This is a genomic window from Streptomyces sp. NPDC050738, from assembly GCF_040654175.1.
GTDB lineage: Bacteria > Actinomycetota > Actinomycetes > Streptomycetales > Streptomycetaceae > Streptomyces.
Window position 1 is genome coordinate 448800 of the sequence record NZ_JBFAHN010000005.1, and the last position, 20694, is coordinate 469493.

Here is a 20694-nt window from a genome sequence, read left to right on the forward strand (position 1 = left end):
GTGGATCCTCACACGGCGAGCGGCTCCAGGTCGCGGTTGACCCGCCGCTCGTCGCGGGCGATCCGTACGTACGCGTGGTCGTCGCCGAGCAGTCTCTGCAGCTCGTCGACGACCTCGTAACGGATCTGCTGTGCCTCCTCCTTGCGGCCGATCGCGTCCAGCGTCACCGACAGGTTGGAGGCGCAGGCCAGCGTCTCGGGATGGTGCGCGCCGAGCACGGTGCGCAGGGTGGCGACGGCCCGGCGTTCGATCTCCAGGGCGCCGTCCAGATCGCCCAGGTCCGCCGTGACGTTGGCGAGGTTGACGGTGGCGAAGACCGTGTGCGGATGGGTCTCCCCCAGGACGTCCTCCATGCCGAGGATGGTGCCGCGCAGGAGCGTCTCCGCGGTGTCCAGCGACCCGCAACCCCACTGGTAGATACCGAGGTTGTTGATGGCGGCGAGGGTGTACGGGTGGTGTTCGCCCGGCACCTTCATGTACTGGTCGACGACCTCCTGGGCGGTGTCCCGCGCCCCGACCGCGTCCCCGGCGGCGAAGAGGTCCGCCGCCAGGTTCAGGTCGCAGGCGATCCAGTCGGGGTTGGCCGTCGTGTACTTGGCGCGGTAGCGGCCCCGGGTGGCGATGGTCAGGCGCCGTGCGTCCTCCAGCCTGCCGGCCCTGCGCAGCGACACGGCAAGGGACTTGGCGGCGGCGAGCGTGCCCGGGAAGGCGCGGCCCAGCTGGTCCTTGAAGATGTCGTAGGTCCGGCTGAGCAGGGCGACGGAGTCCTCGTACCGTCCGACCTCGCGCAGGTCGCGCGCCAGGTTCTGGGCGGAGGACAGGGTGTACGGGTGCTCCGGGCCGAGGACTTCGGTGCGCCGGTCGTACACGTCCTGGTCGATCTCGCGGGCCCGTGCGTACTGCCCGGCCATCCGCAGGTTGAGGGCCAGGTTGTTGGCCGCGGCCAGCGTCCTCGGGTGCGACTCGTCGAAGATCTGCCGGAACCCTTCGTGCGCCTCGGTGGCGAGCTCCATCGCCCGGCCGTAGAAGCCGAGTGCCCCGAGGTCCATCGCGAGGGAGCTCGTCGTCATGTACGTGTGCGGGTGGGACTCCCCCAGGACCTCCTGCTGCCTGCGCAGCGTCTCCTCGTCCAGATCCCTCGCCTCCACGTAACGCCCGCGCGAGCGAAGGATGTTGGAGAGATGGAAGCGCAGATAGAGGTACTGGAGGTCGTCGTCGCCCAGCGTCTCGCGCCAGGTGTCGCGCAGCTCGCCCGCCAGGGTCGAGGCCGCCACGAAGTCGCCGCGCTTCCAGAGGTAGCGCACCCGGTCGATCATCAGCCGGCGGGTCTCGGGCTCCCTGCAGAGCCTGGCCTCCGAGGGGCCCAGGTGCGGCCAGATGGTGGCGAACCTGGGCCAGGTCTCGGGGTTGTCTATCGGCTCGTCCGCATCGGGCCTGGCGCCGGCGAGGATGCGGTGCACGGCGTGTCGGGCGTCGCGCTGTTCCTCCTCGGTCAGCTGGGCGCGGATGACGGCCTGCACGAGGCGGTGCACCTGGATGGAACCGCCGACGGGGTCCACCTTGGCGAGCGCGAAGCGGCCGATCTCCCGGATGACGCGGCCGAGCACCAGCTTCTCCTGGAGGGTGGCGTCGTACGGCTTGAGCGCCTCGATCATCTCCTTGCTGTAGAGGAGATTGGCGTGGATCGGCTCGGGTGCGAAGAAGGCGCAGAGCTGCAGGAGGCGCACCGCGGCGGGTGAGCGCTCCTTGAGGCGCCGGATCGAGACGTTCCAGGTGGCGGCGACCGGCTCGGGGTAGCCCGCGGGCTGGTTGAGTGCCAGGACGCCCGTCGCCTGCTCGCTGAGCTGCTCCAGATAGGCGCCGACGGGCGTCGCGGTCTCGGCGATCCACGCCGCCGCCTGTTCGACGGCGAGCGGCAGGTCGCCGACCGCCGTGGCCACCTGGTCGGCGTCCTCGACGGTGAGTCCCGGCGCCCTGCGCCGCAGGTGCTCGATGGACTCCTCGCGCAGGAAGACGTCGACGGGCAGCGCGTCGCCGTACTGCGACCAGCTCTGGTTCCTGGAGGTCACCAGGATGTGTCCCGGGCCGCCCGGCGGGAAGAACCGCTTGAGCATTTCGGGGTCGTCCGCATTGTCGAAGACGAGCAGCCAGCGCGAGGTGGGCACCCCGCGCCGCAGCAGATCGACGGCTTCCTGCGAGGCGGCGGCCATATCCTCGCCGCCCTGCGCACCGATGCGGGTGGCGAGTTCGGCGAGGCCCGCGACCACGTCGTCGGTCTGCTCGGAGGAGATCCACCAGACCAGGTCGTAGTCGGCCATGAAGCGGTGTACGTACTCGAGCGCCACCTGCGTCTTGCCGACGCCGCCGAGGCCGTAGAGGGTCTGCGGCTGGGGCAGCACGACGGCCATGCCGCCGCCCAGCTGGTCGCGCATCTTCTCCAGGACCATGGAGCGTCCGGTGAAGCCGGAGTTGCGGGCGGGCGCGTTCCAGATCTTCGGCACGGTGCCGGGGAAGCGCGGGCCGGGCGCGACCGGGTCGGCGAGCTGTGCGGGCCTCTCCAGCGCACGCAGGAGCGCATTGGTGGCGTGCACTTCGTCGAGCCGGAAGAGGTCGACGGGGTTGCGGTCGATGTAGGGCGTCGTCAGCCGTACGTCACCGACGCGCAGCGGCAGCAGCTGCCGGCGGGCCCCGGTGGGGTCCTCGGCGGCCGTACGCTCCCAGAACTCCATGGCGCGCGCCGACTTGAGGTAGGCGCTGGAGAGGATGACGACGGTACGGGCCGCGGCCTCGTGGGACGCCGGCTCGGCGTCGGCGGCTCCTTCTTCGACCGAGACGTCGCGCGATACGACGCGGAAGCCGGCACGGCTGAGGACCGACTCGACCCAGTCGGCCCACATCCGGTTCTCGGCCACGTAACTGAGCAGCAGATCGGCGGGGAGCGCGGGCCTGCGCCGGGTGAAGGCGTCCCTGATGCGCAGCCTGGCCTCTTCGGGTATCGCGGGCATGGAGGTGATCGCCCGGCCGGTGACCTCGGCCACGAGCCGTTCGAAGGCGGAGAGGAGCGAGTTGGTGAGCCCTGCCTCGTCGCCGAAGGTGGCCAGGGTTTCCTCATAGGCGTAATACGGGCGATAAGGGATTTCCACCGCACCCCAGTAGGCCGTCGATTCCTCGGCGGACAGGCCGCGGGGCAGCCGGTCGAACTTCAGCCGCGCCAGGGCCCGTCCGGCGTCGGCCTTCTCCTTCTCGCCCTCGTCGATGCGCATGGGGACGGGGAGGATCTGGATGGAGCGGATGGAGCTGTAGCGCTCGTCGATCTGGCGGGCGACGGAGGCCGCGCCGTCGATGGACTGGTCGGAGAGGGTGAAGCAGTCGACCAGGACGTCGGGGAGGTGGACGGTGCAGATGTCGGCGATGTCGCTGAGGCCGGTGCGGCTGTCGATGAGGACGTAGTCGTAGTTGGCCTTCATGTCGTCGCGCAGGGCGTCGAAGAAGTGGCCGCCGCCGAGCCGGTCGTAGAAGTTGTCCCAGTCGAAGGTGGAGACGGTGGCGGAGTATTCACGGTTCTGCCGTCCCGCCGAGACGAAGTCGAGGGTGCCGCCGTCGGGGAACTCCCAGCCGAGGGCTTCGGGGGTGAGCGAGACGGCGTGCTGCTGGATGCGCGCGTAGTCGCGGTGCCAGTCGTCGGGGCGGGGCACGGGGCTGGTCGCGGCCCAGGCGTACTCGGTGATCAGATCGATGACGCCGGTCGTGGCGCCGAGGGTCGAGGGATCCAGAAAGGGGTGGAAGAAGCGGTGCAGGCCGGGCGCTTCCAGGTCCCAGTCGACGGCGAGCACCCGCTTGCCGTTGGCGGCGAGGATCCAGGCGGTGTTGGCCAGGGCCATCGTCCGTCCCGTACCGCCCTTGTACGAGTAGAAGGTGATGATGCGGCCCTCAGGAGCGGCTGCGTCACGACTGGCTGTCATCCGTGTCCTCCGTGTCGGGAGCGAAATCGTGCATGCCGGGGCTGTAATGCGTGGTGCCGTAGCCGCCCGCCATCGGCCCTTCGAGCCGGGGCCGTTCGGATCGTCCGCCTCCGGCGGGTGGTGCGGGCGGGTAGACCGCGGCGTGTCTCAGGTACTGCTGGGCGGCGGCCTCGACGACCTGCGGCAGGATCTGCCCGAAGGCCTCCATGCTCGGTACGCCCTTGGCCGCGGCCCGCGAAGTGGCCCGGCCCTCACGGAGCTTGGCGGGCATGGTGTCCTCGAGCTTGGCCGCCAGGTCGTTCTCGGCGGCTCTGGACTGGTGGTCCTCGCGGTTCCACGGGACGATCACGCTGACCCAGGGCCGCTGTTCGGAGTCGAAGGCGGCGAGCCGGGCGCGCCGGTCCTCGTCGTGCAGGGCCCAGCGGTCCACGATCAGGACCTCGGGGTGGGACGGGGGCTGTTTCCCGTCGAGATGGAGCACGGCCTCGTCGAAGGAGACGGTGCTCGCCTGGTAGTTGAGGGCGCGTACCAGGTCCTCGGCCATGTTGACCAGCGGCCGGACGGCTATCGGGTGGTACGGGTTCCAGTCCAGCGGGCTGTCTCCGTAGTAGTCGGCGATCCTGCCCTCGGGCAGTTCGTGCCGGGTGGGGGCCGCGACGGTCAGCTGCATGGGGCGCGGTCCCGCGCTGGGCGGGCCGAAGGCGCTGGGGGCCACGCGGTAGTCGACGGGGCGCCCCGGGCGGACCGCCGTGTCGTCGGCGACGCTCACGATCCGCTTGGCCAGTTCGTAGACGGCGTGCTCGTACTGCTCGTTGAATATCTTGAGCTTGATCAGCCCGTAGAGCCCGTCGGTGACGTACCGCTCCCCGAAGTCACCGTGGTTGAACTGCAACCGCTCGGCAGGGCCGGGGAGTTGGTGTGGCGGCACCGGGACCCAGAGTGCGGGGACGATCGCCTCGGTGGGCCGGTTGGAGCGGGCCTGGTGCTGAATGGCCCGCTGGGCGAAGGCATACCACTCCTTGCCGCACATTTCGCTGGCGAAATAGCGCGGCGAGAAGAGCGGGACGAAAACGCGGCAATTGGCCAGAACGTCCCCGAGCCGCTCCGACCAGCCCTCGCCGGAGCGTATCTCCCGGTCCATGAAGCCCGCGGGGGCTCCGGCCGGGAGGTCGGTCATGGCCATCACATGGCCACAGAGATCGCGGAAGAGCCTCTCGACCCACATATCCGGGTCGGGACCACCGGCTCCGTGCTTCGGTGTGTGCGCATAACTGAGAAAGAAGTACGGCCGATGATCCGCTGATCGCGGTTGCGCTGTTCCTGCCACACGCCCCCCGTCCTCCAATGAAGACATCATTCCGGAGCAGACCCTGCTCCATCCCCTAGACGTTCGGTCAATCAGCGCCGCTTTTCGGTCAACCTCGAAGCGGCTCCCCATTCCTTCCAGAGGTCCGCGACCAGGCTCTTGCCGTCGACGGTCAGCTCGGGAGCCCGGTCGAGCAGCTCGAGAGCCTGCCGGATTTCGCCGCTGTACGCACCGAGCACCACCCTTTCGTACGCCCCGGCCAGCAACTCCGAAACGGTGAGCGGCTCCGTCGCCCAGCCCGCCGCGTACAACCAGGCCCCGTCCTGCGCATAGAGATCGGCCACCTCCACCAGCGCCCGCAGCTTCGCCCGCCGCAGGCCCCGTGCCAGCCCGTCCACGCTCAGACCCTCGACCGCGAGACCGAGGGCGCCGAGAGCGTGCCGCCCGGCCGCGGGCTCCCCCGCGGCCAGCGGCGTGAGCGTGGTCAGCCACTGCTCGGCGTCCTCCGCGACCGCGGGCAGTTCCCGGCGCAGCGCGGCCCAGACTCCGGCGAAGGCGCGGCCCCACTCCTCGGACGCGGCCTCGCCCAGCCGCCCGGCCGGCGGCGTACCGAAGCAGTCGCGGTACGGATCGAGGTCGTCGATGACGAGAGCGGGCGCGCCGTCGCGGCCGATGGTGCGCAGGGGCGGCAGGCCGCCGTCTCCGCGCGCCGCCGCGACGAGGCCGTCCAGCGCGTCCAGCTCCGGGGCGCGTCCCTCGCGCAGGGCGTCCAGGGCGCCGAGCAGCCAGCTGCGCGCGTACGGGCGGGAGAGGACCGGGTCGAGCCCCTCCGGCGAGCGCTCCTCGACGAGGCAGGCGAGCGCCCACGCCTCGTCCCAGCGTGCGCCTCCGCGTCCGGCGAGATCGGCGTTCAGCCGGGCGAGCAGGGTGCGGGTCAGCTCCAGCTGAGCCGCGGCGAGCTCCTCGTTGTCCGGGAGGGCCGACGGGGTGCGCTCCTCGATGCCGCGTACCAGAGCTTCCAGATCGGTGCAGTAGACCGATTCATGATCAAAAGAGCCGTCGCGGTAGCGGTGGGTGTACAGACCTCCGCCGCAGGAGCGCACGACCGGGCACGCACGGCAGGTCTCGCTCACCCCGTCGAGCCCCAGCTGCCTGGCCTGGACGCCGGGGTGGGCGGCGACCTCGTCGAAGGCGTTGCGGAACACGTCGAATCCGGTGGCGGCGGCGCCCTCATAGGCGGTCTTCAGCGAGTCGACCTGCTCCAGGGTTCCGTCGGTCTCCACGACCACCAGATCGGTGGGGGCCAGACCGAGCGATTCGGTCAGGCTGGGGCCGCCGTTGAGGGTGGAGATCACCGATTCGAAGAGCCGCACAGGCACCGGGCGGCCCTGGCCGTCCCAGCGGTCGTACGCCGCCAGGATCCAGTCGGCGTACGCGGTGGGCGATCCCGTCGGGCGGTGCGGAGGCTCGTCCCAGGTGGCGTGCGGCAGCAGGAAGTCGATGCGCGGCGGGTCGAGTTCGAGCAGGGCGTCGTAGACCGCGACCGGATCGTTCTCCACGTCGATGGTGCAGAGCAGCCCGAGATTGAGATGCGCGTACCGGTCCTGGCGCAGCAGGTCGACGGCTCTGAGCACCAGCGGGTGGCTGCTGCGGCCGTCGGCGAAGCGGCGGTGGCGGTCGTTGGAGGCCTGATCGCCGTCGAGGGAGATACCGACCCGCACGTTGAACTCGTCGAAGAGGTCGAGATAGCGGGGGCTCAGCTGCAGGCCGTTGGTGTGGATGCGCAGATCCAGTTCGGCCACGGGACCCAGCGCCTCGGTGAGCTCTTCGCAGACGCGGCGCAGACGCGCGGGGCCGGCAAGAAGAGGCTCCCCTCCGTGCAGGATCACTGACACGGAGGGCAGTGCATGGGTCCTGGCATGCTCCGCCAGTCGCAGAGCAGTCTGGCGAATCGCTTCATCAGAGATCGTTTTGGGGCGGGTGCTCCAACTCTGATCTGCGGATTCGTAGATATAGCAATGATCGCAGGCAAGATCGCATCTGCTGTGAACTTTCAGAACGATCTCGCGGAATGGGACCAGGGGTCCAGTCATTCCGCCAGTCTAGAGCGCCGAGTTGAAGGTCGAGGCACGCAGGGAGCGGCCGGTTGACGCGGGGAGAATGCGGCCGAGCTGTTGTGCGGCCTCGGCACCGCGTACGTCGATCTCGGTCAGCGGCACACGGCTCTTCTTCGCAATCGCGAAGGAGGCGGAATTTACGGAGGTCTTCACGGCCGTCCTTGAGTCCTTGATGGGTGTTTTCTGGACATGGTCAGGAAAGCAGACACTTGCACCGTTGCAGTGTCGGCGGGTCGACTTTACTCTCATGCACACTGATGGCAACTGAACTCGGTCGCATGAAACACGAGCGTTGCACGGGGTGTGCTCGGGAAATTCGGAGTGACGCGTTCCATCGAAAGAGTGAACGTCAAAATCGCAGACGGGGGTACACGTGGCGGCGATTCCCGGCCCGGTGCGGAGCATGGTCTTCCGGAATGCCGATCTGCCCGAACTGTTCCACCGCGCGGACACCGTCGCCATCTCCCGGCAGCGCGAAGCCGTCACCGCCACCCGTGCCCAGCTTCTGCTGCTGGTGGCGGGTGCGGCGGTGGCCGCGCTGCCCTGGCACGGGAAGGTCGGGGGCTCGCTCCAAGTCATCGGCGCGCTCAGCGTGTTGGCGTACGCCGGTGTGCTCCTTCTCACCTTTCTCGCTTCGCGCCGCAAAGCGAAGTCGCACTGGCAACTGAACCGCTCCGCAGCGGACTTCATCAAGTCGATGTGCTGGCGCTACGCCGTGCACGGCGCCCCCTTCGACGCCCAATCCCCCGACGTGGACGAGGAGTTCACCACGCGTCTGGAGGAGGGGCTGCACGAGCTGCGCAAGGTGGGCTGGGAGCCCAGGACGCCGCCCGACGGCCTCATCACGCCGGCCATGCGCGCCCTGCGGGCCAAGTCCTTCGGCGTCCGCAGGGAGACGTACGTACGGGACCGTCTCATCGAGCAGCGCAACTGGTACCGGCGCAAACAGGAGGCCTCCCGGCGCGGCACGCTGCTCTGGTCGGCCACCTTCACGCTCCTGACGCTGACCGCCCTGGTCTTCGGGACACTGCGGGCCTTCTCGGTCGCGGAGAGCGCCGGAATCGCCGGGGTGTTCTCGGCCGCGGCCGCCGCGTGTGTCGCCTGGACCGAGTTCCGCCGCCACCAGCCCCTGATCTCCGCCCACGCACTGGTGGAGGAGGAGCTGAAGGCCATGCACACCGCGCTGGAGAGCAGGATCACCGAGGCGCAATGGTCGTCGGCGGTCTACGAAACCGAGCGGATCGTCTCGCCCCAGCACACCGACTGGCTTGCCCGGCACGGGGGTTGAGCGGTCCGATTACGTACGGTGGACGCCCTCGCGCCAGATCACCGTTACGGGTTTGCCTACGTCGAGCGCGTAGTTGACGATGTCTCCCGTGCCGCCCAGGCCGCGGGCGGGCAGGCCGTCCCAGACGGCGAGGAGACGGTCGCAGTTGTCGGCGATGTACGCGCCCGCCGCGTAGTACGCCTCGTCGGTGGCGTGCGCGTGGTCCAGCCAGATCTCCTGGGAGGCACGGGCCTTGAGCCGGTGGTAGCTGTCCAGCTCGTCGGGGGTGTCGAAGCCCAGTTCGTAGTCGTCGCTGGGGATGACCGCGATGAGTTCGGCGCCGCACTCGAGGGCGATGTCGGCGAACATCTGGTCCGCGCCGGTCGCCAGGCTGGAGAGCGCCTGCATGGAACCGCCGTTGCCGCGCAGCACCTCGCGCATGCGGTCGCGGACATGGGGAAGTGCCTCGTACGGAATGCTGCGGTGACCGGTCACTCCGATGCGCTTCATACGCCTCCTGCCTCCGTGCGGGCACAGCTCCCCTGCCATCTTCTCAAAGGACGCAAGAGCCCTCGCCCGGCGTTCCGGGCGAGGGCTCCTCACTTCTGGGCCGCAGGGTCGGTCAGTAGACGCTCACGCCATAGGCGTTGAGCGCCTCGACCACGGGCTGGAAGAAGGTCGTGCCACCGGACGAGCAGTTGCCGCTGCCGCCCGAGGTGAGTCCGAGTGCGGTGCTGCCGGCGTAGAGCGGGCCGCCGCTGTCGCCGGGTTCGGCGCACACGGTGGTCTGGATCAGGCCGTAGACGATGTCACCGCCGCCGTAGTTGACGGTCGCGTTGAGCGCGGTGACCCGGCCGCTGTGGATGCCGGTGGTGGAGCCGCGCCGGGTGACGGTCTGGCCCACGGTGGGGTTGGCCGCGCTGGTGATGTCCTGGCTGCCCACGGTGCCCGGGTGGGCGAGCGAGGTGTTCGTGTACTGCACGATGCCGTAGTCGTTGCCCGGGAAGCTGGTGCCGGTGGTCGGACCGATGCTCGTGGTGCGCGAGGAGCTCGTGTACCAGGCCGGACGCCCCTCGGTGCAGTGGCCGGCGGTCACGAAGTAGTAGGTGGAGCCGCTGCGGACGTTGAAGCCTGCCGAGCAGCGCCACTGGGAGGTGTAGATGGCGTCTCCGCCGGCGATGAGCTTGTTGATCCGGCCCGAGGTGCGCTCGACGCGTATGGCGCCCGAGTTGGCCCCTGCCTCCTGCTTGATCTGGGATATCTCCGCCTGGGAGACCGTGGAGTCGGCGGTGACGACCAGCTTCTTGGTCGCCGGGTCGACGTACCAGGCGGTGCCTGCCACATCTGCGCCCTGCACGGCTTCGCTCGCCGCGGAGAGCTGGTTGGCGCTGTACGCGTGGTTCTGGTCAGCGTTCGCGTTCGGCACGGTGAGGGCAACTGCCGCTGCCATGCCGGAAGTCACGGCGATCAGCCGTGCACGTCTCGCAAGACCGCTGCGGGGGGTGGTGCGCTTGATCCTCACTTCAGTTCCTCCCGAAAGGAATCGAGGGTCCGCAAGGTGGGGGGACCCGTGAGGCGCAGCCAAAGGGCAAGGAGGATTCCGCATCCTCCGTGCCCCTGACAAGCGCTGTTCGGGAGTCAAGCGCGGCCCGGCCGTGGGGCGCAAGGGCGCCTTTCGGCCGGGCCGCCGATCACTCTGTACTGAACTGCTGCTCAGCGCGTACGGACCGCTCGCTCGCCCGCGGCGATGTCGAACGGAAGGGTGTTGCCGGGGGGAGGGAAGGGGCAGATGAAGTGCGCGGCGAACGCGCAGGGCGGCAGCAGGGACCGGTTGAAGTCGACCTGGACCCGCCCGTCGGGGGCCGGAGCGGAGGGCCGCAGGAAACGGAAGCGAAAACTGGTGCTTCCGCTGGTGGCATCGGCGAAGACGGCCCAGAGCGAACCGTCCTCCTCGACGGCCACCTGGAGGGTGTGCTCATCCCCGTCCCGGTGGAAGGCGAGTTCACCGCCGAGGGCCAGGCCCCGGTCGCGGCCGTCCGCGTTGGGGACCTGGACCGTGCGGCTTTGCGCGTACGGCCGGAAGAGGCCCGGCAGCACCCACCTCTCGTCGTACGGCGTGGCCTCGATGCCCGCGAAGGAGCGGCGCGCCTCCGACCGGGGGTCCCAGACACGGACCGCCCACAGCCCCTCGCGGCGCAGGACGACCAGACGCGTTTCCCCTTGTGAGAGGCGTGCGGTGGCGACCGGGCCGCCGTCCGCGGCGAGGCGGGTCCTGCCGGTGAAGGGCGCGCCGTCGAGGCTGAGTGCGTCCTCGGCGACGGCGGTCAGGACGATCTCGTCGCCGTCCGCGGTCCACTGCCCGGGGACGTCCGGAATTCGCCCTTCCACCGCGTCGTCGAGCCAGTGCGTACCGGTGAGAGCGAGGGGTCCGTAGGGGGCGGAGACCGTTTCGGTGCGGTGCTCGTGCCAGATCTTCCAGTCCTGCACTGCGTCGGTGGTGGTGCTCATGTCGGTCAGCCTTTCCATACGGTCTCGGGCAGCCCGAGGTGGGAACGCAGCGTCGAGCCGGTGTATTCGCTGCGGAACGCGCCGCGTTCCTGGAGGAGCGGGACGACCTGGTCGACGAAGTCGTCGAGGCCGCCGGGTGTGAGGTGGGGGACGAGGATGAAGCCGTCGGCCGCCCCGGCCCGGACGAAGATGTCCAGCTCGTCCGCGACCGATTGAGGGGTCCCCACGAAGGACTGCCTGGTCGTCGTCTCGATGACCGTCTGCCGGATGGAGAGGCCCTTCTCCTCGGAGAGCGCCCGCCATTTCGCGGCGACGGCAAGGGGGTCGGCGATCTTCACCCGGCCCTGGACCAGCCCGGAGTCCGGGTCGGGGTCGATGTCGGGGAGGGGTCCTTCCGGGTCGTACGCGGAGAGGTCGCGGCCCCAGACCTGTTCCAGGGCGAGGATCGCGTTCTGCGGGGAGACCTGCTGCTTGCGGATCTCGGCTGCCCGTTCCTGGGCGTCGGCCGCGGTGTCGCCCAGGACGAACGTGACGCCGGGCATGATCTTCAGGTCCGAGGGCTCGCGGCCGTACGCGGCGAGCCGCGCCTTGACGTCGGCGTAGAAGGTGCGGCCCGCCTCCAGGGTGCCGTGGCGGGTGAAGATGACGTCGGCGGAGGCGGCCGCGAACTCGCGGCCTTCGTCGGAGTCCCCGGCCTGGATGACGACGGGGTGGCCCTGCGGGGAGCGCGGGACGGTGAACTCGCCCTCGATCGCGAAGTGCCGGCCGTGGTGGGAGAAGGGGCGCGGGGCGCCGTCAGGGGTCCAGGAGTCCCACAACTCCCTTGCTGTGGCGACGAATTCGGCCGCACGCGTGTAGCGGTCGGCCCGGTCGAGATAGCCGCCGCGACGGAAGTTCTCGCCCGTGAAGGCGTCGGACGAGGTGACGACGTTCCAGGCGGCGCGGCCGGCGCTGAGGTGATCGAGGGTGGCGAGCCTGCGCGCCAGCTCGAAGGGCTCGTTGAAGGTCGCGTTCACCGTGGCGGCCAGGCCGAGACGGTCGGTGACGGCGGCCAGGGCGTTGAGCACGGTGATCGATTCGGGCCTGCCGACCACGTCGAGGTCATGGATCCGCCCCTTGTGCTCGCGCAGCCGCAGCCCCTCGGCGAGGAAGAAGAAGTCGAACTTGCCCCGCTCGGCGGTGCGGGCGAGCTGTTCGAAGGAGGAGAAGTCGATCTGGCTGCGGGATCGGGGATCGGTCCAGACGGTGGTGCTGTTGACGCCGGGGAAGTGGGCGGCGAGATGCATCTGCCTTCTGGCTCCGGTCATGAGAGGTCCCCTGCGCGTGCGTACTGGTTGGCGGGCCGGGCGAACCCCAGGTGTTCGCGGAGCGTCGCGCCCGGATAGAAGCGCCGCAGCAGACCTCGGTGCTGCAGCAGCGGGACCGTCCCGTCGACGACGTACGCCAGGTCACGTTCCACGTCGCCCGGCAGGAGGTGGAGTCCGTCGACGGACCCCTGCTCGTACCAGTCCCCGATGAGCCCGGCGAGGTCCACCGCATCTGCTGTGGTGTGGAGTTCGACGGGGAGTGCGGCCAGGACGCGCACCCGGTCGGGGTCGCGGCCGTGGGCGCGCGCCCGGTCGCGTATCTCCTCGCGGGCCGCGCGCGCGACGGCCTGGTCCCCGGTGCGTACGAGCGCGACGTCGGCGCGGCGGACCGCTGCCGCGCGTGCCGCGTCCGCGGTCGCGTCGATCACCGTGACGGGGTGGCCCTGCGGGGGCCTGGGGACGATGGAGGGGCCGCGTACGGAGAAGGTGCGCCCCTCGAAGTCGACGTAGTGCAGCTTGTCGCGGTCGATGAAGCGACCTGTCGAGGAGTCGCGTATCTCGGCGTCGTCCTCCCAGCTGTCCCACAACTTGACGGCCACATCGGCGACTTCACGGGCCTCGTGCCACAGCTCCGCGTCGTGGGCGGCGGGCCTGCGCCCGAAGAGCCGGGCCTCGGCCTCGGTGGACGACACGTCGACGGCCCACCCGGCGCGTCCGCGGCTCACCCAGTCCAGGGTGGCCACGGCGGCCGAGACATGGAACGGCTCGGTGTGGGTGGTGGTGACGGTCGGCACGAGCCCGATCCGCTCGGTGGCGGGAGCGACCCGGGAGAGCACGGCGAGCGCGTCGGGTCCGGGGCGGGCGAAGGTGTCGGAGAGCGTGACGAAGTCCAGGGTGCCGCGCTCGGCGAGCCGGGCGAGGGTGACGTAATGGTCGGCGTCGTAGTGGGCCGGTCCGCCGATCTCGGCGGAGAGATGGAGCGATCGGGTGGCTGACATGAGGCCTGCGGCCTTTCGGTGGTCAGGGAGAGCGGTTTGACGGGTCGTCACACCTTGGGCAGACCCGGCGGGTTGACCTCCGACTTCGTCACTGCCTCACCGGACAGGCCCCACCGCTTGAGGACCTTGGCGTAGGAGCCGTCCTCGATGATGTGGTCGATCGCGGCCGCGTACGCGTCCACCAGGCCGCTGTCCTTCTTGGTCGTGGCGGCGATCTTGCCCTGGATCCCGGCACCGGCCCCCGACAGCGTGCCGATGACCTCGCTCTGGCCCGCGGAGGCGACGTGGTAGGCGACCGAGGGGTTCGGGCCGAGGTAGGCGTCGATCCGGCCGGACTGCAGGGCCAGGTAGTAGTCGGTGTCCTTCTGGAAGTACTTGATGTTCACGGGCTTGCGGCCGGCCCGCTCGTTCTGTTCGCTCCAGTCGACCAGGATCTTCTCCTGGTTGGTTCCGGAGGAGACCGCGATCGTTCGGCCCGCCACGTCGGCCGCGCTCTTCACCTTCCAGCCGCTGCCCTTCTTGGCCTCGAAGGCGATGTTGTCGAGGCGGTAGGTGGCGAAGTCGTACTTCTCCTTGCGCTCCTCGGTGACGGTGACGTTGGAGAGGACGCCGTCGAACTTCGAGCTGTCCAGGCCGACGAAGAGGTTCTCCCAGGAGACCTCGTCGAAGTCCGGCTCGAGCCCGAGCGTGTCCGCGATCAGGGTCGCCAGGTCGATCTCGGAGCCGATACGGGTCTTGTCGTCGGTGGCGTAGAAACCGAGCGGCGGCGAAGCACCCGCGCTGGCACCGAGGCGCAGCGTGCCGCGTTTGCGGATCGCCTCAGGGACCTGGGCGGCGATCGCGTCGACCTTCTTCTCTCGGATGCGGTGCTGGTCGGGACCGATGTTCACACCGGCGCCCTTGTTCCCCGCGGGCTTCACCGTGTCGGTGGTGGCGTCGGCGGTGGAGCAGCCGCTGAGCAGGACTGCGGCGAGGGCGGTGGCGGCGAGGGGGCGGACTGTCTTCACGTACGGACTCCTTCAGAGGACTTTGGAGAGGAAGGCGCGGGTGCGCTCGTGCTGCGGGGCGTCGAGTACGTCGGCGGGCGGGCCCTGCTCGACGATCCGGCCCTCGTCCATGAAGACGACGGTGTCGGCGACCTCACGGGCGAAGCCGATCTCATGGGTGACGACGATCATGGTGGTGCCCTGGAGCGCCAAGTCCTTGATGACATCGAGGACTTCACCGACGAGCTCGGGGTCGAGCGCCGAGGTCGGCTCGTCGAAGAGGAGCAGCTTGGGCTGCAGGGCGAGCGCCCTGGCGATGGCCACGCGCTGCTGCTGGCCGCCGGAGAGCTGCTTGGGGTACGAGGCGGCCTTGTCGGCGAGACCGACCCGCGCCAGGAGGTCCCCGGCCGCGGCGACGGCCTCCTTCTTCGGCCGGCCGAGGGCGGCGACGGGCGCCTCGACGACGTTCTCCAGCACGGTCAGGTGCGGAAAGAGGTTGAAGTTCTGGAAGACGAAGCCGATGTGGGTGCGCTGCTTGAGGACGTCGCGCTCGCGCAGTTCGTAGAGCTTGTCGCCGGAGCGCCGGTAGCCGACCAGTGTGCCGTCGACGCTGATCCAGCCCTGGTCGACCTTCTCCAGGTGGTTGATGGTGCGCAGGAGTGTGGACTTGCCGGATCCGGAGGGGCCGAGGATCACGGTGACCTCGCCCGTACGGACTTCCAGATCGATGCCGCGCAGGACTTCGAGCGAGCCGAAGCTCTTGTGTACGGACCTGACTTCGACCATGGCGCTCATCGCGCGGCCCCCTTGGCGTAGTGACGTTCGACGTAGTGCTGGAGGACGGAGAGCGCGGTGGTCAGGAGGATGTACCAGACCGTGGCGACCATCAGCAGCGGGACGACCCGGCCGTTGCGTCCGTAGACGACCTGGACCTGGTAGAAGAGCTCGCCGATCGCCATCACGGAGACGATCGAGGTGCCCTTGAAGAGCGAGATGATCTCGTTGGCCGCATTCGGGAGGATCGAGCGCATCGCCTGCGGCAGCACGATCCGCCTCAGCTGGCGCAGCCGGGGGATGCCGAGGGCGGCCGCGGCCTCCAGCTGGCCGCTGTCCACGGCCAGTACACCGCCGCGCACGATCTCCGCCGCGTACGCCGCCTGGTGCAGTGCGAGCCCGAGGACGGCCGCGCTCATCGCGCCGACCAGGCCCATCGTGTCGAAGGTGAAGAAGCCGGGACCGAAGGGGATCCCGAACTGCAGCTCCTTGTAGAGGTAGGCGAGGTTGAACCAGAAGAGCAGCTGCACGATGAGCGGGATGGAGCGGAAGGCCCAGATGTAGGCGAAGGCGACGGACTTCAGGAAGGGGCTGGCGGAGAGCCGCATGAAGGCCAGCACGATGCCGAGCGCAAAGCCCAATGCCGTGCCGTAGAAGGTCAGTTGGAGGGTGACCCAGACCGCCTTGAGGATGGTCTCCGCGGTGAAGAAGCGGGCGAAGACCTCCCAGTCCCAGCCGGGGTTGGTGATGAGTCCGTGGGTGAACTGGGCGAGCAGGACCGCGGTGACGACGACGGCCGCCCAGCGCCAGGGATGGCGCAGCGGGACGACTTTGAGGGTGCTGTAGTCGAGGGGCTCCGGTGGTGGCGAGGTCGTTGTGTCGATGGGTGGATCGGTGGCGCTGGTGAGCGTCATGGGGGTCCTCGGGGATCAGGTGCGCGGCAGTCAGGTACGTACGAGAGAGAGGTCGCGCAGGAAGGTGAGCGCGGCGCGCGCGGTGGCGTCGTTCTGCCGGAAGGCGGGGGCGTTGGTGCCGGGGCGGGCGAAGGCTCCGCCGGCCCGGGCGATGGTGTGCGGGCCGAGCGCGAAACGGCGCGGGTGCGGGCCCCGGCCGTGTTCGACGATGCGTCCGTCGGCGGGGTCGACGACCAGGAGTCCGGCCGCGGTGGCCTCGGCTCCGTCCCGGTGGAGGGCGAGCAGCAGGGGGCTGCGGGTGCGTTCCAGGGTCGGATCGGGCAGCCTCGCCTCGACGAGGGCGCGGGCCTCGATCCGCTCCCCGGGCACACTGGCGCCCGAGGCCCGGAACACTCCTGCCGTCTCGTCGGCCTCCACGGCCATCTCCGCACCGAGGAAGCGGACGACTCCGGCCCGGGAGAGCGCGAGGAGTTGGCGCAGTCGCGGTCCCGGCGGGCCCGAGGCCAGATAGCTGAAGAAGCCGTGCCACCAGGTGCCGATGTCGCCGAGCCGCGACACCTGGCCGTAGACCGAGAGCGCGCCGAGGAAGACGGCGAGGTCCTGGCTGTGCGCGGGGTCGTGGCGGCGGTCGAGATCGGCGGTGATGTAGCTGCGCAGACCGTCCTGGAGTGCGTCGTACGAGTCGAAGCGCACCCCCTGCAGGGGGTGGTCGAAGGCGTCCAGGTCGAGGCGGTCCGCGGGGTCGGGGACGGAGGCGGATACGAGGGCGTCGAGGGCGGCACTGCCGGGTTCGGCGGCGGCGTACTTCTCCTCGAAATCCGGCCAGCCGACGGTGGTGCGGTCCGCGTGTGCGGTGAACAGCCGGTGGTAGTGGGCGAAGCCCAGCTCCTTCTCGATGAGGGGCCAGATGTCGCGGCGGAAGTCGGGCGGGACAGGGCCGGCGAGGAGTGCGTCGATCTGCTGGAGCCCGAAGTGGCGTGGCAGCGGCGGGCGTTCGCCCTGCCAGGTGTAGCCGATCTTGGAGTGGTAGGGGACGCCGCGCCGTGAGCCGACGTACAGGACCGGCTCCTGTCCGGACGGGCGGTACTCGCCGTCCTCGCCGTGGCTTCCCCCGCGCCCCTCGGTGAGCAGGACCATCAGGTCGATGAAAGCGAGCCCGAAGCCGCGTACGAGGACCGGCTCACCGGCCGGGAGGGCGGAGAGGTCGGAGTCCGCCGTGAAGTCGGGTGGCAGATGAACGAGGCCGTGCCGGTCGGCGAAACGCTCCAACTCGGCCTGCTCGTCGTCGAGTTCGGCGTCCAGGTGCCCGATGGTCACCAGCACCAGGTCGGCATCGAGCGGTTCGGGGCGCCCTTCCAGCCGGACCTGCTGGCCGCCGTCACGCCCGCCGTCGATCCGCAGCGCCCTGGTCCGGTGTTCGTGCACGGTCACGGTGGGCGGGAGCGCGGCGACCGCCTGCTCGAAGACCCAGCGCAGATAGGCGCCCTGGGCCCGTCGTCCGGGAAAGTGCTGGCCGTCGAGCCCCGCCCATTCGGCGAGCGTCGGACCGGGGCGCACCGGCCCTTCGAGGGGGGTCACCGAGGCGTCGGTGAACATCGTGACGTCCTCGGCCATGGAGTTCATCCAGAGCAGCGGCGACTGCTCTTCGCGCCAGATCCGGCCGCCGCCCGGCGGAAAGGGGTCCACCAGATGGATGTCGAGTTCGCGGTCCCCGTACAGCTCGGGCGCGTTGGCGGCGAGCCGCTCCAGGAAGCCGGTCCCCCGCGGACCGGCTCCGATGACGACTATGGAGGGCTTCATCGGGCACCGCGCCCGTAGTGCCGCTCCAGGTAGTACTGGCCGACGGAGAGCAGCGAGGTCACCACGACGTACCAGAGGGTGGCGACGAGCAGCAACGGGACGACCTGGTACGTGCGGTGATAGACGAGCTGCACGGAGTAGAGCAGGTCCTGGACGGCGATGATGGAGACGATCGAGGTGCCCTTGAGGGTGCCGATCAGCATGTTTCCGGCCGGCGGCACGATGGAGCGCATGGCCTGCGGCAGCACGATCCTGCGCAGCCGGCGCCATCGGCCGAGCCCCAGCGACTGTGCGGCCTCGATCTGCCCGCGCTCGACGGAGAGGATGCCGCCGCGCACCACCTCGGCGGCGTACGCGGCTTCGTGCAGGGTGAGTCCGATCACGGCCACGGCGACCGGGGAGAGCAGATTGACCGTCTTCACGCCCAGGATCTGCGGGTAGAGCGCCCCGATGTTGAACCAGAAGAGCAGCTGGACGAGGATCGGCGTGGACCTGAAGAGCCAGACATAGCCCCAACTCACGCTGCGCAGCACGGGGTTGTCGGAGAGCCGCATGATCGCGAGCAGAGTGCCGAGCGCGAAGCCGAGCGCCATGACGAGTGCGGTGAGCCACAGGGTGAGGCCGAGGCCGCGCAGGACGGCGGTGGTGGCGAAGTAGTCGCCGACGACTCCCCACTGGAAGGCGTCGTTGCGTACGACCGAATTGGCTGCCAGCGCGAGCAGCGCAAGGACGACGACTGCCGCCGCCCACTGGCCTGTTCGGCGTACGGGGACGATGCGCAGCCGGCCCGCGTCGAGCGCGTCGGGCGGCGGTGCGGGGGAAGGTTTGGCGAGGGTATCCGGCGACGCGGACATAGGAAGGCTCCGTGGATGCTGAGATCGAACACGGTGATGCCTTCACACACACGAAACGCAACGTGGACCGAGCCCCTCAGCACGATCCGGATCCGAGAGTACGTCCCCACTTCGGGCCGCTGTCAAGGGCGTCCGGATGGTGAGCACCGCGTCTCAGCACAGTTGACGGGGAGCGGATCGCCTGTTCCACTGAGCCCATGCATTCGCAGCAGTGGCTGGTCACGCGCTCCCACATCGACTTCGGTCGAGTGTGGTCCTCTTCCTGTTGAGCTGACTCCCTGCTCCGCCTCTTTTCCGCGCATTCGCGCCGATTTCCCCTGCCTTCACACGCCTGAGCTCCGCCCTCCCCTCGCTCTGCCCTGACCTGCCTTCCTTCCGCCTGCCCGAAGAAGGGCGCACATGACGCTCACCCCGAGCCGTGGATCCGCGCTGTCCGTGCACCGGACCACGGTCGAAGACCCCCTGGCCCGCCCGCTCCTGGAGGAGCTGGCCCGTGAATACATCAGCCGTTACGGATCCGCCTTCGACCTGGAGCGGTATCCACCGGTCGAATTCGCCCCGCCCGGCGGCGCGTTCCTGCTGCTCCTGGAGCGCGGGGAAGCGATCGCCGGAGGCGCGTACCGCCAGTACGACGCCTCGACCGCCGAGCTGAAGCGGATCTGGACGCACTCCGCCCACCGGCGCCGGGGACTGGCCCGGCGTGTTCTGCACGTACTCGAAAGAGATGCGGCGGACCGCGGCTACGGGCGCATCTATCTGACCACCGGCCCGCGACAGCCCGAGGCCAAGGGCCTCTATCTGGCTGCCGGTTACCGTCCGCTCTTCGATCTGTCCGCAGATCCGGAGTCGATCGGCCCTCTGCCGTTCGAGAAACACCTGGAGACCCCGCAGCCATGAGCACCACCCGAATCGGCGCAGCCTTCGCCCTGATCACTGCGGCCGCCCTCACCCTGACGGCCTGCGGCTCGGGCGATCCCGCGACCACCGGAACCGACGCCGCACCGGCGGCGAACACAGCCAAGATCCCCACCACCGATGTGGTCTCGTCGGTCAAGAAGAACGAGGCCGCGGCGGCCCTGCTGCCTGCGGACGTACGCAAGGACGGCACGCTCCGGATCGCCTCGGCCGTCGGGGGCACCCCTCCCGGCGCCCTCTATCTTCCCGACGGGAAGACGATCGTCGGCCAGGACATCGACTTCGCCGACGCGGCGGCCAAGGTGCTCGGCCTGAAGCTCAAGCGTGAGGCGGCGGCCTTCGAGGTGATCCTCCCGGCGCTCGGCAGCGGCAAGTACGACCTGGGCACCGGCAACTTCGGTGTGACGGACGAGCGCCGCAAGGTGATCGACTTCGTGACGTACATCAACGACGGCCAGGGCTTCGCCACCCGCAAGGACAGCAAGCTCGACAAGATCACAGAGCTGTCGCAGCTGTGCGGGCTGAATGTGGCGACCGGCGCGGGGACCACCTTCGAGGCGACGCTGGAGAAGAACAAGAAGGTATGCGCGACCTCCGGCAAGAAGGCGTACAAGGTCCAGACGTACTCCGACTCGGGGGCCCTGTGGATCTCGCTCCAGCAGGGCCGCAGCGATGTGGTGATGTCGACCATCAACGGGCTGCGGTTCGCGGTGGAGCAGCAGCAGGGACTGAAGTTCCTCAATGAGTTCCACCGGCTCGACGTGGGCTTCGCGCTCAAGAAGGGCAGCAAGCTGGCCCCGGCGTTCCAGGCCGCGGTGAACCAGCTCATCAAGGACGGCACGTACGACCGCATCCTGAAGAAGTGGCGCACCAGCGAGTCGGCGATCAAGGAGTCGCAGATCTCGCCGCCCGAGGCCAAGTAAGGGACGTGCAGGGAGGCCGGTCCGCACCCACTGACGGACCGGCCTCCCTCCCCGACGACGAGG

At 69.5% G+C, this 20694-nt stretch carries 17 protein-coding genes; 3 read left to right on the forward strand and 14 right to left on the reverse strand.

The window, feature by feature from the left end; translation table 11 throughout:
* Positions 1-8: 8 nt before the first annotated feature.
* From fxsT to fxsA, 4 genes are read right to left on the reverse strand one after another with little or no spacing between them, the layout of a single operon-like run.
* Complete coding sequence (fxsT, locus tag AB0H78_RS16490; protein ID WP_363235071.1) at positions 9-3962, reverse strand: FxSxx-COOH system tetratricopeptide repeat protein; 3954 nt, start codon at positions 3960-3962, stop codon at positions 9-11.
* The gene (locus AB0H78_RS16495) at positions 3946-5316 is read right to left on the reverse strand and encodes a TIR-like protein FxsC (protein WP_363235163.1); all 1371 of its coding nucleotides are present in this window, start codon (positions 5314-5316) and stop codon (positions 3946-3948) included. The genes fxsT and AB0H78_RS16495 overlap by 17 nt, the downstream gene beginning before the upstream one ends.
* A gap of 44 nt (positions 5317-5360) precedes the next feature.
* A complete protein-coding gene (locus tag AB0H78_RS16500) occupies positions 5361-7361 on the reverse strand; it encodes an FxsB family cyclophane-forming radical SAM/SPASM peptide maturase (protein ID WP_363235072.1) in 2001 nt (666 codons plus the stop codon).
* A gap of 9 nt (positions 7362-7370) precedes the next feature.
* Complete coding sequence (gene fxsA, locus AB0H78_RS16505) at positions 7371-7538, reverse strand: FxSxx-COOH cyclophane-containing RiPP peptide (protein WP_363235073.1); 168 nt, start codon at positions 7536-7538, stop codon at positions 7371-7373.
* A gap of 250 nt (positions 7539-7788) precedes the next feature.
* Here fxsA and AB0H78_RS16510 point away from each other — a divergent pair, with 250 nt between their 5' ends.
* Positions 7789-8673: a DUF4231 domain-containing protein gene (locus tag AB0H78_RS16510; protein WP_363235074.1), complete on the forward strand. Its 885-nt coding sequence runs from the start codon at positions 7789-7791 to the stop codon at positions 8671-8673.
* 9 nt (positions 8674-8682) lie between these two features.
* Here AB0H78_RS16510 and AB0H78_RS16515 read toward each other — a convergent pair whose 3' ends face one another.
* The 10 genes from AB0H78_RS16515 to AB0H78_RS16560 form a co-directional block, all read right to left on the reverse strand.
* A complete protein-coding gene (locus AB0H78_RS16515; protein WP_363235075.1) occupies positions 8683-9162 on the reverse strand; it encodes a hypothetical protein in 480 nt (159 codons plus the stop codon).
* Between the two features lie 112 nt (positions 9163-9274).
* Complete coding sequence (locus AB0H78_RS16520) at positions 9275-10174, reverse strand: S1 family peptidase (protein ID WP_363235076.1); 900 nt, start codon at positions 10172-10174, stop codon at positions 9275-9277.
* 191 nt (positions 10175-10365) lie between these two features.
* Entirely contained in the window at positions 10366-11160 is a 795-nt protein-coding gene (locus AB0H78_RS16525) for a DUF1684 domain-containing protein (protein ID WP_363235078.1), read from the reverse strand.
* A 5-nt stretch (positions 11161-11165) separates the two neighbouring features.
* Positions 11166-12446 (reverse strand): NtaA/DmoA family FMN-dependent monooxygenase, encoded by a 1281-nt coding sequence (locus tag AB0H78_RS16530; RefSeq protein ID WP_363235164.1) that lies wholly within the window; start codon positions 12444-12446, stop codon positions 11166-11168.
* A 17-nt stretch (positions 12447-12463) separates the two neighbouring features.
* Positions 12464-13465 carry an LLM class flavin-dependent oxidoreductase gene (locus AB0H78_RS16535; RefSeq protein ID WP_363235079.1) on the reverse strand — a complete coding sequence of 334 codons (1002 nt, stop codon included), beginning with the start codon at positions 13463-13465 and terminating at the stop codon, positions 12464-12466.
* Between the two features lie 47 nt (positions 13466-13512).
* Positions 13513-14472 (reverse strand): ABC transporter substrate-binding protein, encoded by a 960-nt coding sequence (locus AB0H78_RS16540; protein WP_363235080.1) that lies wholly within the window; start codon positions 14470-14472, stop codon positions 13513-13515.
* 12 nt (positions 14473-14484) lie between these two features.
* Positions 14485-15237: an amino acid ABC transporter ATP-binding protein gene (locus AB0H78_RS16545; RefSeq protein ID WP_363235165.1), complete on the reverse strand. Its 753-nt coding sequence runs from the start codon at positions 15235-15237 to the stop codon at positions 14485-14487.
* Between the two features lie 5 nt (positions 15238-15242).
* On the reverse strand, positions 15243-16139 hold the full coding sequence (locus AB0H78_RS16550) for an amino acid ABC transporter permease (protein WP_363235081.1): 897 nt from the start codon (positions 16137-16139) through the stop codon (positions 15243-15245).
* A gap of 30 nt (positions 16140-16169) precedes the next feature.
* Complete coding sequence (locus AB0H78_RS16555; RefSeq protein WP_363235082.1) at positions 16170-17939, reverse strand: FAD/NAD(P)-binding protein; 1770 nt, start codon at positions 17937-17939, stop codon at positions 16170-16172.
* Positions 17936-18793: an amino acid ABC transporter permease gene (locus AB0H78_RS16560; protein WP_363235083.1), complete on the reverse strand. Its 858-nt coding sequence runs from the start codon at positions 18791-18793 to the stop codon at positions 17936-17938. Before AB0H78_RS16560 ends, AB0H78_RS16555 begins: the two co-directional genes overlap by 4 nt.
* Before the next feature lie 399 nt (positions 18794-19192).
* Here AB0H78_RS16560 and AB0H78_RS16565 point away from each other — a divergent pair, with 399 nt between their 5' ends.
* Entirely contained in the window at positions 19193-19690 is a 498-nt protein-coding gene (locus AB0H78_RS16565; RefSeq protein ID WP_363235084.1) for a GNAT family N-acetyltransferase, read from the forward strand.
* Positions 19687-20631, forward strand: a complete 945-nt coding sequence (locus AB0H78_RS16570) for an ABC transporter substrate-binding protein (RefSeq protein ID WP_363235085.1) — start codon at positions 19687-19689, stop codon at positions 20629-20631. The genes AB0H78_RS16565 and AB0H78_RS16570 overlap by 4 nt, the downstream gene beginning before the upstream one ends.
* Positions 20632-20694 lie beyond the last annotated feature (63 nt).